Here is a 16,275-nt window from a genome sequence, read left to right as displayed (position 1 = left end):
CTACGCCCTGTCGATGCGCGCGGCCAGCGACCTGGCCACCTCACCGGCCACGACCGCGTGCCCGCTCGTGGTGAAGTGGATGAGATCGGCGCTCATCAACTCGGGTCGCGACCGCAGTGGATGCGTCCAGAATTCGGTGACTACCGCATCGAACTCGTCGGCCACCGCCCGCAGCACCTCGTTGAGCACCATCATCTGTGACCGCATGGGTCGCATCGGCGCCATCCGTTCGACGTCCCACACGTCGGCCATCGTGAAAATCGACAGCTGTGCCCCGGTGGCGGCCAGCGCGGTGAAAATCGTCGACAGATTCTCCCGCAGCTGATCGACATTGCCGCCGGCCGTGAACAGATCGTTGCCGCCGCAGCTGACATGCACGAGATCCGGTGCGAAATCCAGGATTTCGGACAGTTGCCGGTCGATGACCTGGCCGCTGGTCGCACCGATACGGCCCGTATTGCGGTAGGCCAGTGTGGGATTCACCGAGGCGAGGTTCGCCGCGACCCGGTCGGCCCAGCCGGTCGGGGCGTAACCGGGGCTCCGATCCCCGGTCCCCGCCGCGATGGAATCGCCGAGCACCGCGAAACGCTGCCACGGTGCCCCCGCGAGAAGTGCGGAGATCTGCTCCGGCGCCGGCACCAGCGGGTCCTCGGCCTCGACGGCGAATCCTACGGACAGTGGTGTGCTGGAAGACATGTCGATCTCCTGGTTCAGTCGGTCGAACGGGCCTGTGCGGGCAAGGCGAGTACCACAGCGACGGCGATATTGATCCCCGCGCACACGGCGAACAGGATGTGGAAACCGCTGAGTGGGTCGTCGGAGGTCGCCGAGAAGATCGCCGCCAGTACGGCGATGCCGAGCGCGCCGCCCACCTGGCGAGCGGTGACGTTCATCCCGATGCCCGCCGCGAACTGCTGCGGTGGAACAGAATTCGCCGCCGCTGTGCCGAGCACCGTCACGACGATGCCGATCCCGCCGCCACCGAGCACGCCGGCGGGAATCCACGCCGTCCACAGCGCGGGTTCGGGCCCGAAGGCGTCGGTGCTCATCCAGGCCAGCGCGGCCGTCGACATCAGTGCACCGAGCACTCCCACCCACCGTTGGCCACGCGGAGTCGTGATCCGTCCGGTGACAACGGCGGTCACCATCGATGCCACGGCGCCGACGGTCAGCGCCGCCGCCGACTCGAGTACGGAGTAGCCCCAGATCGCGTTCAGGAAGAGCGGCCCGGCCAGCAGCCACGCGAACATCGACGCGCCGAACAGGAACGAACCCGCGTTGGCGAGCGCGAATTGCCGCTCACGCCAGAGCTGGACGGCGACCGCGGGGTTGGTATGTCGACGCGAGCGAACCAACGCGAACACCGTCAACGCGCTACCGCCGAGCAAGGCGACTAGCGTGCCGGGCGCGGTCCAACCCCATGACTGACCTTCGGTGACGGCGGCGACGATCGCGCCGAGTCCGATCGCGATGGCGAGCGTGCCGAGCGGATCGGGCAGCGCCGCCTCGCCCGCAGCCTTGTCGCCGCCGGGCAGTCGCAACCCCGGCACGATCAACGCCACGGCGATCGGCACGTTGATCAGGAAGACCGCACGCCAGCCGAACACCTCGACCAACGCGCCACCGAGCGCCGGACCGACCACCGCCGCGAACCCGCCGGCCGCCGACCAGGCGCCGATGGCGGCGCCGATCTTTGCCCGAGGCGTGGCCTCCAAGACCAGTCCGAGCGCCGCGGGCACCATGAATGCCGCTGCGATGCCCTGCAGAACTCGTCCCGCGATGAGCCAGTTCGCGCCGGGCGAGAGCCCGCACAGCAGTGACGTGACGGCGAATCCGGCCAGTGCCAGGGCGAACAGACGCCGACGGCCGAGGGCGTCGGCGATGCGACCGGCCGGGGTGAGTAGGGCGGCGAACCCGATCGCGTAGCCGCTGACGATCCAGGTCAGCGTGCCGGTGGAGGTGCCGGGATAACTCAGGGCGATCGTCGGGAACGCGATATTGACGACGGAGAGATCGAGGAAGGCGATGAATGCGGCACCTGCGGCGACTGCGAGGGTGCGGCCCGCGGCGCTGGAGTCGGGAGTCGCGGTGTCGAGCGGATCTTCGGGCCGAGCTGACACGTCGGTCATGCGGAGTCCTTTGCGGGGGAGAAATAAGAACGTACGATCGTTCGTAAATAAAAGTACGACCGATCGTTCGCCTTTGCAACCCCGCGGTGGAACAATGATTCCTATGACCCAGCTGACGGAACCGAGCGACCAGCGGTTGGCCAAGGGCGCCCGCGCCCGCGCCACCATCGCCCGTCGCGCCGCCGAACTCGCTTCTGTCGAAGGCCTCGACGGCCTCAGCATCGGCCGACTCGCCATCGACCTCGGCATCAGTAAAAGCGGCATCGCCACCCTCTTCGGCACCAAGGAGGCCCTGCAACTCGCCGCCGTCCAGGCAGGCCGCGACATCTTCATCGAACGAGTCATCGCCCCCGGTCTGCGCACCCCGCGCGGCGGAACCCGGGTCCGCGCGATGATCGACGGCTGGTTCGCCCACATCGAGAATCCCCCCTTCCCCGGCGGCTGTTTCCGGGTGGCCACCCTCACCGAATTCAGCAGCAAGCCCGGCCCCGTGCGCGACGCCGTCGTCGCCGACCACGACAGCTGGCTGTCCTTCCTTGCCGACGAGGTCCGCAAGGCCCAAGCCATGGGCGAACTCGCCGCCGTCGACCCCGACCTGCTGGTCTTCGAGCTGGATGCGATCGTGAGCGCCGCCAATATCGCCCGCCAGACCGGTGACTCGACCCGCGTCAAGGCGGCCCGCACCATCGCGACCCGCTTGTTGTCGGACGCGGCGAGTGGGGCCTAGCCGGGCGCTCTCGCGGTATGTCGGCGCGCGTATTCAGCTCTGACGCGACGGGAAACGCTGCTTCGTCGACCCGCTTCGGTCAGTGATTCCGGAGAGTATGGGCCACTCGCCGGGCACTGGCGAGCTCGCCCATGTTGCCGAGGTGGCGCCTGATTCCGGCCGGAATACGCGGCGCGGAGTTCTGCGATAGTGATGGCTGGGGATTCCAGGGTGGTCGGGCCGCAGCGGGAGATGACACTGCTCCGACGGGGAGGCGGAACAGAACGGCGCCGCCACCGGTGAGGGTAGCGGCGCCGCCTGTGCTCGGTGTGATGAGCCCGTGTGGTGCGTGGGTACGGCCGGGATCATTGGTGGTGGTTGTGAGCGGGGGCGTGCTGGGGAGCGGTGGTGAGAGTGAAGGCGGCGGTGCGGACGGCGTCGTCGTGTTCGAAATCGAGGAACAGTCGATAGGTACCGGGGCCGGGAACTGCTGTGTGGAAGGTGATTTCGGGGCCCGAGGGGGTGACGCCGTCGCCGGGTGCGCCGTTGGGGTGCACGTGGACGTAGGCGAGGTCTCCCGCGCGAAGGATGACGAGGTGGCCGAAAGCTGCCAGGTAGGGCTGTAGATCGGTGACCGGCTCGCCGTTCTTGCGCACGGTGAGCGTCAACAGATCGCCCTCGGTGCGCAACTCGCCGTCTACGGTCACCTCGTAGCCGTCGACCTCGGTGACGCGAGCTACCTCTGGAACGGGTTGTGGCGCATAGTGTCCGGCGATGGCCAGGTCCGCGCCGATCGTGATCGTCCGGCCGAGTGCCCGCGGGGCGATATCGGTGAACACCCGGTAAGCCCCCGCCTCTGGCAGTTCCAGCTGGATCGCCCAGGTGCCGTCCGCTTCCCGCTGCGGATGTACGTGCCAGAACCCGGTCAACTCCCGTCGCGCCACGATCAGGTGCAGTTCCCGATCGTGAATCGTGTCGAACTCGGTCACGGCTGATCCGTCTGGTCCGAGGATCCGAAACCGGAAGTCGATCCTGCCCGGTTCGGCGATCGCGGTATCGAGATCGAGCGTGTATCCGTCCTGGGTGATCTGCAGTCCGCCGGGTGAGCCCGCATCGTGCCCGGCGTGACCGGCTGCATGTCCTGCGTGCGCGTGCGTGACTTGCTCGGTGGCCACATGTCGGCCGTGGTCGTGGTTGTCGGCAGGGGTGCGGTGAGCGGTGTGGTTCAGGTGATCGCCGTGTGCGGGCTCGGCTGCGGTAGCGGCGTGGTCGGTGTGTCCGGCGTGGGCGTGGGTGGTCATTGTTTCGCCTCTCTCGGTTCGCTGTGCGTTGACTTCAACATATACCCCAGGGGGGTATGCAGTAAAGAGGTGGAGGCATGTGAGCTGCGGCACTGGAGTGCCGAACGCTCGGGGCTATAGATCAGCCGCGCTACAAGCTGCTCTGTGAATGGGGGCCTCGGTACGAGCCGCCCTGCTGCCGACGGTGTCCATCAGAGGGGCGAAGCGGGTCGTGGGAGGACTTGGATGGCCTCGCACTCGCCTCCGCGGTTCGGCATAGAACACGGTCGAGCTAAGACTCGTGGGGAAGTCTGCAGCCGGGATCGCGCTGGAATCAGGCGGAGAGATCGAGATCGGCGGCGACGCCGTCGTCGTAACGGGTCCAGATCACGTCGACCAGCGCGGTGTGCGCACCGATGACGTCGGCATGCACGACCTCGGGCGCGGTGGCGACCAGCCGATCGGTCAGCAGCCCCGGCGCCAAGAACCACGGCGCGACGACAATTCGTTCCGCACCGCGAGCGCGCAGTCGATCCACGGCCGGAGCGAGGCCGGGTTCGACTGTCGCGAAGCATATTTCGGTCGGGCAGCCGGTGACGGCCGCCAGTCGGCGCGCCACGGCGGCGGTCCGCCGATTGGCCGCGGCATCGCGCGATCCGACAGCGGCGACGGCGATCCCCAGCGAAGGTCCACCTATCGGTCCGGTCATGGGAGTTACCACGCTCAGCGGCGCGAGCCACGATGGTCCCACCGAGGTGTGAAGTGCGGTCGCCGTCGAGCCTTGGTCCGCTGAGAGCTGCACCGTCGGTTGCGAATCCGTCGTCATCGGGGCAGTAAGTGACGGGAGCCTGCATGCCGTCGCGACCCGATCGGCGAGTGCCGAGATGAGCAGAGGATCGGGGCCGAGGACAGGTGCCTGGGTGAGTTGTAGCCGAGAGTGCCGACGGGTGGCATCGGCCAGTAGCGCCGGGAGGTCGACACGCGCGTGAAAAGCGTTGCCCAGTAAGAGAGGAACGACGATCACGTCGGTGTGCCCCCGCGCGGCGAGATCGTCGACGACCTCGTCCACCGAAGGGGCGCTGAGATCGAGGAAAGCCAACCGAACCGGGATTTCGGGCCGGGCGGCGGCGACTTCGGCGACCACGGCCGCCATGGTCGCCGCCGAACGCGGATCACGGCTGCCGTGGGCGACCGCGATCAACGCGGGCCCGCCTGCGCCGCGTGGCGCCGAAACGGCGCCACGCGGCGGGGCGGACAGACGATACATCAGACCGCGGTACCGACCTCGACCGTAGCCAGCACGTCGCCGACCAGGCCGGCGGCGAGGGTGTTGCCACCGGCGGGGTCGATCAAGAGGAACGAACCGGTGTGCCGGTTGGTGCGGTAGTCGTCGGCCGGGATCGGCTCGGCCAGCCGCAGCGAGACACGACCGATGTCGTTGAGCTCCAGCGATTCCGGGCTCGGTTGCGCGGTGAGCGTCTGCTCGTCGAACCGCTCCACGAGCGCGCCGACGATGGCCTGCGTGGTCTTGGCGCCGTGCTTGAGCAGCAGCCGGGCGCCGGGACGCAGACCCTTGTCGCCGAGCCAGCACACGGTCGCGTCGAAGGCGTCGATGGGCTCCGGCGCGTCGTGCGCCGAGGCGATGATGTCGCCACGCGAGATGTCGACCTCGTCGGCCAGGATCAGCGTCACGCTGCGCCCGACCTGCGCCACGGCCAGCTCGCCGTCGGGGGTGTCGATGCGCTCGACGGTGGTCTTCTTGCCCGAGGGCAGCACCACGATCTCGTCACCGGGCGAAACCGAACCCGCCGCGATCTGACCCGCGTAGCCCCGGTAATCGGGGTACTCGGCGGTGCGCGGGCGAATCACGTACTGCACGGGGAAACGCAGACCCAGCGCGTGCGTTCCGGTCGAATCCGCGTCCACCGGAACCGATTCCAGGTGCTCGATCAGCGAGGGGCCGTCGTAGTACGGGGTGTTCTCGGAGCGGCTGGCGATATTGTCGCCGTGCAGCGCCGAAACCGGGATCTCGATGACGTCTTCGGTGGCCCAGCCCAGCTTCGAGGTGAGATCGTTGAACTCGGCGGAGATCTCGGCGAACACCTCGGCCGGATTGTCGACGAGATCGATCTTGTTCACCGCGAGCACCAGACGCGGCACACCGAGCAGCGCCAGCACGGCCGCGTGGCGACGGGTCTGCTCGATGACGCCCTTGCGGGCGTCGGTCAGCAGAATCACCAGCTGCGCGGTGGACGCGCCCGAGACCGTGTTGCGCGTGTACTGCACGTGGCCCGGGGTATCAGCGAGCACGAAAGACCGCTTGGGCGTAGCGAAGTAGCGGTACGCCACGTCGATGGTGATGCCCTGCTCGCGCTCGGCGCGCAGACCGTCGACGAGCAGCGACAGGTCAGGCGTGGACAGCCCACGGTCGACCGAGGCGCGCGTGACGGCGTCGATCTGATCGGCCAGCACGGACTTCGTGTCGTAGAGAAGGCGTCCGACCAGGGTGGACTTACCATCGTCGACAGAACCGGCGGTGGCCAGCCTCAATAGGTCGGACATCAGAAATAACCCTCTCGCTTGCGGTCTTCCATGGCGGCCTCGGACACGCGGTCGTCGCTCGCCCCGAGTCGGGCACTGTGCACCGCGTTCGGTCTGGTGAGTAGCGCAGAACGCATCAGAAATAGCCTTCGCGCTTGCGGTCTTCCATGGCGGCTTCCGACACACGGTCGTCGCCGCGGGTCGCACCGCGTTCGGTCAGTCGGGACGCCGCGACCTCGGCCAGAATGGCCTGGTTGTCGGCGGCGTCGGAGATGATGGCGCCGGTGGTGGAACCGTCGCCGACGGTGCGGTAGCGCACCGAACGGGTTTCCAGGACCTCGTTCTCGTTCGGGCCGCCCCACACGCCGGGGGTCATCCACATGCCGTCACGCGAGTACACCGGACGCTCGTGTGCGTAGTAGATCGACGCCAGGTCGATGTCCTCGCGGGCGATGTAGCGCCAGATATCGAGCTCGGTCCAGTTGCTCAGTGGGAACACGCGCACATGCTCACCCGCGGCGTGCTTGCCGTTGTACAGGTTCCACAGCTCGGGCCGCTGACGCTTCGGGTCCCACTGGCCGAAGGCGTTGCGCAGCGAGAAGATCCGCTCCTTTGCGCGTGAACGCTCCTCGTCGCGGCGCCCGCCGCCGAAGACGGCGTCGAAGCGGTGTTCGGTGATGGCGTCGAGCAGCGGCACGGTCTGCAACGGGTTGCGGATGCCGTCGGGGCGTTCGGTCAGGCGGCCGTCAGCGAGGTATTCCTCGACCGAGGCGACGTGCAGGCGAAGGCCGTAGCGCTCGACCACCTTGTCGCGGAACTCGAGCACCTCGTCGAGGTTGTGCCCGGTGTCCACGTGCAGCAGCGTGAACGGCAGCGGCGCGGGCCAGAAGGCCTTGAGTGCCAGGTGCAGCAGGACGGTGGAGTCCTTGCCGCCGGAGAACAGGATCACGGGGCGCTCGAATTCGCCCGCGACCTCACGGAAGATGTGGATCGCCTCGGATTCCAGCGCCGCGAGGGTGTCGAACTCGGTCAGGCCGAGCTCGCGTTCGGTGGTGTTGGTACTCACAGGCTCACTCCCAGTGGTGGTGATGGTCATGATTGGTGCAATCCGCATTCGGTCTTGGCGATACCGGCCCAACGGCCGCTGCGCGGATCGGATCCCGGCTCGGGCTTGCGCGTGCACGGTGCGCAGCCGATGGACGGGTAACCCTCCTCCACCAGGGGATTGACGAGAATGCCGTTGGCCTCGATGTAGGCCTGCATCTCGTCGTCGGACCACGGTGCGATCGGGTTGATCTTCACCAGGCCGAAAGCTTCGTCGAACGAGATCAGCGGCGCGTTGGCGCGGGTGGGCGCCTCGACGCGGCGGATGCCGGTGATCCACGCGTTGTAGCCGCTCAGCGACCTCTTCAGCGGGACGACCTTGCGCAGCCGGCAGCACTCGGCGGCATCACGGGAGAACAGATCCTTGCCGAGCAGTTCGTCCTGCTCGGCGACGCTCGCCTCGGGGCGCACGTTGATCACGTTCACCCCGTACACGGCCTCGACCGCGTCGCGGGTGCCCATGGTCTCGGCGAAGTGGTAGCCCGTGTCGAGGAACAGCACGTCCACACCGGGTCGGGTCTGCGCGGCCAAATGGACCAGCACGCCGTCCTGCATATTCGAGGCGACGATGTAGCCGTTGCCGAAGTTGCGGTCGGTCCACGCGATCAGGTCGGCGGGCGAGGCATCGGGGCCCAGCTCGGCCGCGCCCTGCTCGGCGAGCGTGCGCAGTTCTTCTTCGGACATTTTTGCCGCGAGATTCGTTGTCACAGTGGGGATCTCCTCATCGACTATCGGAGGTCGGCCTCGTCGGCGCGCACAGCCCACACCGCGAAGCGTTCCCCGGATTCCCGGTTCTTGACGAAGTTGCGGACGACGCGATCGATGTAGTCACCGAGCTCGACGCTGGTTACCTTGTGCTGACGCAACTTCCGGCCGAACGCGCTGTCCAGGCCGAGGCTGCCACCGAGATGAACCTGGAAACCCTCCACCTGATTCCCGGTGCCGTCGTCGACGAGCTGGCCCTTGAAGCCGATATCGGCGATCTGGGACCGGCCGCACGAGTTCGGGCAGCCGTTGATGTTGATGGTGATCGGCACATCGAGTTCGGCGTTGATATCGGCGAGGCGCTGCTCGAGCTCCGGTGCGAGCACCTGCGAACGCTTGCGGGTCTCGACGAAGGAGAGCTTGCAGAACTCGATGCCGCTGCACGCCAGCAGGTTCCGACGCCAGACCGAGGGGCGGGCCTGCAGACCGAGCGGTTCGAGCTCGTCGATCAGCGCGTCGACCTGGTCGTCGGGAATGTCGAGGACGATCAGCTTCTGATACGGGGTGAAGCGGATGCGGTCCGAGCCGTACTTCTCCGCGGCGTCGGCGACCTTGCTCAGGATGGTGCCCGAGACGCGACCGGCGATGGGGGAGAACCCCACGGAGTTCAGGCCGTTGCGCAGCTTCTGCACACCGACGTGGTCGATCGGTTTGGCAGGCTGCTCGGGGGCGGGGCCGTCGATGAGCTTGCGCTTCAGGTACTCGTCCTCGAGGACCTGACGGAACTTCTCGATGCCCCAGTCCTTGATCAGGAACTTCAGCCGGGCCTTGGTACGCAGGCGGCGGTAGCCGTAATCGCGGTAGAGCGCGACGACCGCTTCCCACACATCGGGCACCTCGTCGAGCGGCACGAACGCACCGACGCGCTGGGCCAGCATCGGGTTGGTCGACAAACCGCCACCGACCCACAGATCCAGACCGGGGCCGTGCTCGGGATGGTTCACCCCGACGAAGGCGATGTCGTTGATCTCGTGCACCACGTCCTGCTGGCCCGAGATCGCGGTCTTGAACTTGCGGGGAAGGTTGGAGTACTCCTTCTTCCCGATGTAGCGCTTGACGATCTCGTCGATCGCCGGGGTCGGATCGATGATCTCGTCGAGCGACTCGCCGGCCAGCGGCGAACCGAGGATCACGCGCGGGCAGTCGCCGCACGCCTCGGTGGTGTGCAGACCGACCGACTCGAGCCGACGCCAGATCTCCGGGACGTTCTCGACCTCGATCCAGTGGTACTGGACGTTCTCGCGGTCGGACAGGTCGGCGGTGTCGCGGCCGAACTCGGTGGAGATCTGCCCGACCGTGCGCAGCTGGGCGGCGGAGAGCGCACCGCCGTCGCACCGCACCCGCATCATGAAGTACTTGGCTTCGAGCAGGTCGATGTTGTCGTCGTCGGTGAAGGTGCCGTCATAGCCCTCTTCACGCTGGGTGTAGAGACCCCACCAGCGGAAACGGCCACGCAGGTCGGCCTTGTCGATCGAGTCGAAGCCGCCCTTGGCGTAGATGTTCTCGATGCGCGCGCGCACGTTGAGCGGGTTGTCGTCCTTCTTGGACTGTTCGTTCGGGTTCAGGGGCTCGCGGTAGCCGAGGGCCCACTGGCCTTCGGAACGGCGGCGGACCGGCTTTCCGGTGCGGGCGCGCGGTGCGACCGGGGCATCGGTGCTCGGGCGGGCCGGGCGCTGGGCAGCTGAACGCTCAGTGCGGGCCTGCGCCGTCGACTGTTCGGTCGAACCGGCGTCGGTGCTCGACGTCATGGTGGGGTCGCTCCTGCGGGGTGGTTGGACATCCGTGCTGAAGGCGCGAGGGGCTGGCTCGCGTCAGGCGGTCAGCGGGCCGATGAAAGTCGAAGGCACCGGGGGATACCCGGGCGTGGACGCCGCTGCGCTACCGGTGGAAACCGGGCCGACAACAGGCGCTACAGACACGCTGGAAGTCGACGTGGCGACGGGCCACGAGTCGTACTCCAGTTGCGTGCATGTGCCTATTGTGCCACGTCAGCCGGGTCGTTCCGACCGCAAGGAGATATTTCCCGCACTTTTGGGGGAAATTCCCTGGACGGCCGTCCTGTTCTGTGACGGGGGTCATAGCCCATCGCCCGGAACCGGCCTGTGATACGCCCGAGGGGGCGCGCGTGCGGTGTCGCACAGCTCGGTTGACCTGGAGCGCGCTCGAGGTTGCACAGTAGTCGCATGAGCAACGACGCCACTGCCACCGGTCAGACCCCCGCCGATCTCGACGCCGAACTCGCGGCCATCCGCGCCGTCGTCGACACCATCGCGCACGCCCAGGCCAACGAATTGGCCGAGGAGTTCGTCGCCGTCTTCCGCGAAGACGCGATCTGGACCACCGGCCACGGCAAGCGCCTGTTCGGCCGCCCGGCCATCGCCGAGTTCACCGCTCAGGTGCTGCCCGGCGCGACGACGCACGGCTCCGCGACCTACGACGTCGAGCACGTGCTCTTCCTGCGGCCCGATGTCGCCGCCGTCAAGATCCGGCAGAGCTACTTCACCCTCGACGGCGAGCTGTCCGGTCAGGGCACGCCGATGTATGTGATGACGAAGGAGGACGGCGCCTGGGTGCTCACCGCCAACCAGAACACCCCTGTCGTGACGGACTGACGCGAGAGGGGTCGCGCGGGACGCAGGACCAGGGCCCGGCAGACTGGAGGGGTGACTACCAGCGCTGCTTCCGGGGCTCCCGGCGTGACACCGGCCGATGCCGATCGACCGGTGCTGCGCGATTTCGGGGGCGGCGCGTTCGGGGTGTATGTGCACGTGCCGTTCTGTGCCACGCGCTGCGGGTACTGCGACTTCAACACCTATACGGCGGGGGAGCTGGGTACTTCGGCCTCGCCCCAGTCGTGGCTGGAGGCGTTGCGCGGCGAGCTCGCGACCGCCGCGGCCGAGTTCGGTGCCCTGCCGAGCGCGACCCCCGAAGTATCGACGATCTTCGTCGGTGGCGGGACGCCGTCGCTGCTCGGTGGCGACGGTCTGGTCTCGGTGCTGGATGCGGTGCGGGCGAACTTCACCCTGGCCGCCGGCGCCGAGGTGACCACCGAATCCAACCCGGAATCCACCTCGCCCGAGTTCTTCGAGCGGCTCCGCGCGGCCGGATACACCCGGATCTCGCTCGGTATGCAGTCCGCCGCACAGCATGTGCTGAAGGTGCTCGACCGCACGCATACCCCGGGGCGCGCGGTCGCCGCGGCGAAGGAAGCGCGCGCGGCCGGGTTCGATCACGTGAACCTCGACCTGATCTACGGCACTCCCGGCGAGACCGACGCCGATCTGGACCTGAGTCTGGACGCGGTGCTGGCGGCCGGTGTCGATCATGTCTCCGCCTACTCCCTGATCGTCGAAGACGGAACCGCGTTGGCACGCAAGGTCCGCCGTGGTGAACTGCCCGCACCCGACGACGATGTCCTCGCCGCCCGCTACGAACGCATCGATGCCCGCCTCGCCGCCGCCGGTCTGACGTGGTACGAGGTATCCAATTGGGCCGCAAGCGATTCCGCCCGCTGCCTGCACAACCTCGGCTACTGGGACGGTGGTGACTGGCTCGGCGCGGGCCCGGGCGCGCACAGCCACGTCGGCGGCGTTCGCTGGTGGAATGTCAAACACCCCGCCCGCTACGCCGACCGGGTAGCGCTGGGCGGCCTCCCCGCCGCGGGCTGGGAAGCCCTCACCGACGAGGAGCGCTACACCGAGCACCTCATGCTCACGGTCCGCCTGCGCACCGGCCTGCCCCTCGCCGACCTGGCCCCGTCCGCCGCCCCCGCCCTCGACCGGATCCTCGCCGACGGCCTCGTTCGCATCACCGGCGACAACCTGGTGCTCACCGACCGAGGTCGTCTCCTAGCCGACGGCATCGTTCGCGACCTTCTCGACTGATCATTTCGTCCGCTGACGAATCGCGCGGCGGTGATGTCATCGTGATCTGAATTTCGAGATTTTTCAGCCCTGGGATCGATACCAGAAAATGCCCGGTCATAGTGGGGGAACAAACCAATGCACACCTGATGAGGAGCTCGGAACAGTGGGTGCTCTAAGGGTATGTTCGGTGGGTTCGGGGTGGAAGATAACGATTAGGGGCGTAGGCTTCAACTCGATCCTAGGGAGTTATATGTCCACCGAACGGCACATCACCCTCGTCCACGAGCAGAGCGAATTCGCTGAAGCGCGCTCCGCTGAGAAGGCGGAGAACGCGCGTCAGTGCGCGGTCGCCGCTAGGACGGTCGCGTCGCACTCCAATGACGCCGACGACTGCGGCTCGCTGCTGGCGATGCTCGGCCTGGATGCCCTCGCGGGCAAAGAGGTCGGCGCTCCCGACTCGGCCGCTCGCTGCGGCGCAGCTGCCCGAGTCTGATTCGGCATCGGCCGCCCGACCGGGCGGCCATTGCTGAAGAGTCCCGTCGACTCGCTGACATCGCCGTCAGCCCCGAGTCGCCGGTGAGCGCTGCTCGCCGGGCACGAAGTCATCGCCACCCCCGATCACGCCACCTGCTACTGCCGGTCGTGGCTCGCCGAGCAGTTCCGCGGTGTTCGCCAGTGTGATCAAGTACTCCGGCAGGCCACGTGTGGCATCCACGCCTGGTGCTGCCGGTAGTGCTCCGCCGCAATGGAAGTAGCGATCGCCCGACCTGGTTGGGGTATGCCCTGACGGCGGGTTGGCGCCGATGACCGGGCCGGTGGAACCGGGGATGCTGTTCCCGATCCCTGGACCGGAAACGTCACGCTGACCGGGCGGTCGATACTGCGCGGAGCTACCCGGCATTCGGGCACGGGCCCCGCTCGGGTTGACGTTCGGCCACGCACGCCGAGCTACTGAGTCAGCCGATGGACCGCGCCCTGTCGAAACGACCGCGGGGTCGATGGCTGCTGCCGAAGTCCCGGTAGGCGCGGTGAGTAATCCGGAGCCGCCAGGTGTTGTCAACCTAGGCGTACCGTCCGGCTGAGTCATGCCGGTGGCAGCAGTAGATGTCGAGGTCACCGTCGTAGCGGTGCCGGAACTCACCGCCCCGTCATCGGATTTCGCCGACAGGTTGTCGAACCCGTCCGAACCATCGTTCGGAACGTCCGTTCCGCGACCATCGCGTCCTATGGTTTCCGAATCCCCGATCACCTCGTGCAGCGCAGAGCCCCTCCCGGTCGCTGTGGTCTCGTTCTCTGCGCCGCCGGTCGAAATCTCGTCCGGCGGCTGGATACGTCTCTCGCCCCGCGACTGCCCCGCGGTGCCGATCAGCAACTGTCGATCGCCTGTCGCGTCGGAGTCGAAGGACCGAAGCGGCATGGGCAGCAAGGGAATGCGAGTGACCAACTCGGCGAACGGCAACACATACCGCTGCCGCATCGCGGCTCGCGCATCCTCCTCCGCGGCCGAAGCCGCGCCGTGCGCCGATGCTGAGCCCGTGGCGTGAACCGCCGTGCTCACCGACCACGCCGCAGCGTCGGATTCCTCGACATCCGGCGACCCGACCGCGTATCTGGTCGCCGCGATCGCCTCGGCCGCCGCCCGAACCACACCCGGCAACTCCTCCAAAGCGAGCGTCAGATCGTGCGCTCGCGCGACATAGCCTGCGACCGCGGAACCTGCCGCGGCGGCGCCCACGCCCGACCAAGCCAGTGCGAGCGATCCCTCCACCGCGTGCCGGAAGGCGTGTAAGCCGTCGTCCCACCACCGCGCGATCTGCTCGAACCTGTCCGCTTGCGTCAACGCGTCGGTCACCTCGAGCGCCGCGAATGCCGCGACGATCTCCCGGTGTCGCCAAGAATGTGTGTTCTCTCCTCCGCCGGGAACACCCGATTCCATGGCGTCGCTCGAATAGTCCGAATATGTGTTCCCGCCGCCCCGAATACCGCTCGGCGCGTGGCCGGTCACACTGGCTCCGTGGAAATCTGCTGTCCTGCAAAGGTTTCCGCCGACCGAAGCCGATAAGCCCACTCTTCGTCGGCAACCACCATCAGATCGCGCGCTTCCCGGAACGACCGGCGAATATCGCCGATGACCCGCGAATGCGCATCCGAGACGGCAACGATACTGTTCTCCTTCGCCGCTGCCACGGAACGCAATCGCGCCACCAGAGCGGAACCGGATATCAACCGCGCATGCCCCTCGCCCAATCCCCACTGCGTCTGATCGCCGACTTCCACGGCAAGTGCCCGAATCCGCGCGATCACCCGCAGAAATTCCGCACACGCATCGTCGATCCGGGCGAACTCCGCCGGCCGCACCGCGACCGCGCTCGACCCGATATGCCACGCCTCGCCGACCCCACCCTGATGCACCACAGTTCCCTCCCCGCGCCACGTGCCGATAGTTGAAAATCGCTGGTATATCCCCTGATTCAGTCCCGAAACTACGCCCGCCCCCCGAGCCCCGACAACCCCCGGAACCGCATCTGTGGACAACTAGAGCCTGTGGATAACTCGCCGCCGCGCTCGACCGAGTCGGCGGGCCGGACGCCGCCCCCGCGGCCGGATATCCCCGTGTGACAGTTCGATGCCGGACAGCCGTGCGGTCCGGGGATCGAGAACAAGACAATTAGACTGGAGAACAAGACGCTACGGGCGTCGACGTGCGACCCTGTGCGAACGCAGCACGGCAGGCGTGACGTACCAGGCACGAGCGAGGAAGGTGGGGTCGATGGCGTCGAGCACCGAGGATCGACGTTTCGAGGTCCTGCGAGCGATCGTCGCGGATTACGTCGCCACCAAGGAACCGATCGGCTCCAAGTCCCTCGTGGAACGGCACAACCTGGGTGTTTCCAGCGCCACCATCCGCAACGACATGGCGGTGCTCGAGGCCGAGGGCTACATCACCCAGCCGCATACGAGCTCGGGGCGTATCCCCACCGACAAGGGCTACCGCGAATTCGTCGACCGGATCGCCGAGGTGAAACCGCTCTCCGGCGCCGAACGCCGGGCGATCATGGAGTTCCTCGAATCCGGTGTCGATCTCGACGACGTCCTGCGTCGCGGCGTGCGCCTGCTGGCCCAGCTCACCCGCCAGGTCGCCGTCGTGCAGTACCCCACCGTCTCGGCCGCGATCGTGCGCCACATCGAGGTCGTCGCACTCAATCCGGCCCGTCTGCTGCTGGTGGTGATCACCGATACCGGCCGCGTCGACCAACGCATCGTCGACCTGGGCGCGGTGATCTCCGACGAGGACCTCGTCGCCGTGCGCGGTCTGCTCGGCGGCGCCATGGACGGAAAACTGCTCTCGGTGGCCAGCGCCGCGGTGGCCGGGGTGCCGGAACGCGCACCGGCCAAGATTCGCGACGTGCTGATCCGGGTCTCCACCGTCCTGGTGGAGACGCTGGTCGAGCATCCCGAAGAACGGCTGGTCCTCGGCGGCACCGCCAACCTCACCCGCAATGTCGCCGATTTCGGCTTCCCCGGCTCCCTGCGCACCGTGCTGGAAGCCCTGGAAGAACAGGTCATCGTGCTCAAACTGCTCGCCGCCGCGCAGCAGCCGGGTCAGGTGATGGTGCAGATCGGCGAGGAGACCCAGGTCGAGCAGATGCGCGGCACCTCGGTGGTCTCCACCGGCTACGGCGCCGCCGGTGCCGTACTGGGCGGTATGGGCGTGCTCGGCCCCACCCGCATGGACTACCCGGGCACCATGGCATCGGTGGCGACCGTCGCCCGCTACATCGGCGAGGTGCTCGCCGAAAGGTGAAGCCAGCGCGGGAACGACAACAACCGGACTGTTAAGGTCGATACTTCGGCCGGTAAAGTTGAGTGGATTCGACTAAAGG

Annotated in this window: 15 protein-coding genes; 5 read left to right on the top strand and 10 right to left on the bottom strand. The window is 67.4% G+C overall.

Annotated elements, in window-relative coordinates; translation table 11 throughout:
- Complete coding sequence (locus NS1_RS25045; protein ID WP_062988268.1) at positions 1-696, bottom strand: SGNH/GDSL hydrolase family protein; 696 nt, start codon at positions 694-696, stop codon at positions 1-3.
- A gap of 14 nt (positions 697-710) precedes the next feature.
- Positions 711-2,129, bottom strand: a complete 1,419-nt coding sequence (locus NS1_RS25040) for an MFS transporter (protein WP_062988266.1) — start codon at positions 2,127-2,129, stop codon at positions 711-713.
- A gap of 103 nt (positions 2,130-2,232) precedes the next feature.
- On the opposite strand from NS1_RS25040, the gene NS1_RS25035 reads away from it, so the two are divergent.
- The gene (locus NS1_RS25035; protein WP_062988320.1) at positions 2,233-2,856 is read left to right on the top strand and encodes a TetR/AcrR family transcriptional regulator; all 624 of its coding nucleotides are present in this window, start codon (positions 2,233-2,235) and stop codon (positions 2,854-2,856) included.
- A 344-nt stretch (positions 2,857-3,200) separates the two neighbouring features.
- Here NS1_RS25035 and NS1_RS25030 read toward each other — a convergent pair whose 3' ends face one another.
- The 6 genes from NS1_RS25030 to NS1_RS25005 all read right to left on the bottom strand — a co-directional run bounded on the left by NS1_RS25030 (position 3,201) and on the right by NS1_RS25005 (position 10,273).
- The gene (locus tag NS1_RS25030) at positions 3,201-4,136 is read right to left on the bottom strand and encodes a DUF8832 domain-containing protein (protein WP_062988264.1); all 936 of its coding nucleotides are present in this window, start codon (positions 4,134-4,136) and stop codon (positions 3,201-3,203) included.
- Between the two features lie 313 nt (positions 4,137-4,449).
- Positions 4,450-5,382 carry a sirohydrochlorin chelatase gene (locus NS1_RS25025; protein WP_062988262.1) on the bottom strand — a complete coding sequence of 311 codons (933 nt, stop codon included), beginning with the start codon at positions 5,380-5,382 and terminating at the stop codon, positions 4,450-4,452.
- Complete coding sequence (locus NS1_RS25020; protein ID WP_062988261.1) at positions 5,382-6,677, bottom strand: sulfate adenylyltransferase subunit 1; 1,296 nt, start codon at positions 6,675-6,677, stop codon at positions 5,382-5,384. The genes NS1_RS25025 and NS1_RS25020 overlap by 1 nt, the downstream gene beginning before the upstream one ends.
- 115 nt (positions 6,678-6,792) lie before the next feature.
- A complete protein-coding gene (gene cysD / locus NS1_RS25015; RefSeq protein ID WP_228537684.1) occupies positions 6,793-7,770 on the bottom strand; it encodes a sulfate adenylyltransferase subunit CysD in 978 nt (325 codons plus the stop codon).
- Positions 7,749-8,444: a phosphoadenylyl-sulfate reductase gene (locus tag NS1_RS25010; protein ID WP_056821400.1), complete on the bottom strand. Its 696-nt coding sequence runs from the start codon at positions 8,442-8,444 to the stop codon at positions 7,749-7,751. The genes cysD and NS1_RS25010 overlap by 22 nt, the downstream gene beginning before the upstream one ends.
- 44 nt (positions 8,445-8,488) lie before the next feature.
- Positions 8,489-10,273, bottom strand: coding sequence for a nitrite/sulfite reductase (locus NS1_RS25005; RefSeq protein WP_062988259.1), 1,785 nt, complete (start codon positions 10,271-10,273; stop codon positions 8,489-8,491).
- A 435-nt stretch (positions 10,274-10,708) separates the two neighbouring features.
- Between NS1_RS25005 and NS1_RS25000 the strand changes: the two genes are divergently transcribed.
- The 3 genes from NS1_RS25000 (at position 10,709) to NS1_RS24990 (ending at position 12,884) form a co-directional block, all read left to right on the top strand.
- Positions 10,709-11,137 carry an SgcJ/EcaC family oxidoreductase gene (locus tag NS1_RS25000; protein WP_062988257.1) on the top strand — a complete coding sequence of 143 codons (429 nt, stop codon included), beginning with the start codon at positions 10,709-10,711 and terminating at the stop codon, positions 11,135-11,137.
- A 51-nt stretch (positions 11,138-11,188) separates the two neighbouring features.
- Positions 11,189-12,409, top strand: a complete 1,221-nt coding sequence (gene hemW / locus NS1_RS24995; RefSeq protein ID WP_218019971.1) for a radical SAM family heme chaperone HemW — start codon at positions 11,189-11,191, stop codon at positions 12,407-12,409.
- Between the two features lie 232 nt (positions 12,410-12,641).
- Complete coding sequence (locus NS1_RS24990) at positions 12,642-12,884, top strand: hypothetical protein (RefSeq protein ID WP_056821395.1); 243 nt, start codon at positions 12,642-12,644, stop codon at positions 12,882-12,884.
- A gap of 66 nt (positions 12,885-12,950) precedes the next feature.
- Here the strand turns inward: NS1_RS24990 and NS1_RS24985 are convergent, their stop codons facing one another.
- Both NS1_RS24985 and NS1_RS24980 read right to left on the bottom strand, forming a co-directional pair.
- Positions 12,951-14,243, bottom strand: coding sequence for a hypothetical protein (locus NS1_RS24985; RefSeq protein ID WP_157125373.1), 1,293 nt, complete (start codon positions 14,241-14,243; stop codon positions 12,951-12,953).
- Positions 14,244-14,392: 149 nt separating this feature from the next.
- Positions 14,393-14,806, bottom strand: coding sequence for a hypothetical protein (locus NS1_RS24980; protein ID WP_062988251.1), 414 nt, complete (start codon positions 14,804-14,806; stop codon positions 14,393-14,395).
- 355 nt (positions 14,807-15,161) lie between these two features.
- On the opposite strand from NS1_RS24980, the gene hrcA reads away from it, so the two are divergent.
- Positions 15,162-16,196, top strand: a complete 1,035-nt coding sequence (gene hrcA, locus NS1_RS24975; RefSeq protein WP_062988249.1) for a heat-inducible transcriptional repressor HrcA — start codon at positions 15,162-15,164, stop codon at positions 16,194-16,196.
- The last annotated feature ends 79 nt before the right edge of the window (positions 16,197-16,275 follow it).

The organism is Nocardia salmonicida NBRC 13393 (assembly GCF_001613085.1).
GTDB classification, from domain to species: Bacteria; Actinomycetota; Actinomycetes; order Mycobacteriales; family Mycobacteriaceae; genus Nocardia; species Nocardia salmonicida.
Note: the sequence above shows the minus strand (reverse complement) of the source record. Positions and strands in the feature narration are given on the sequence as shown.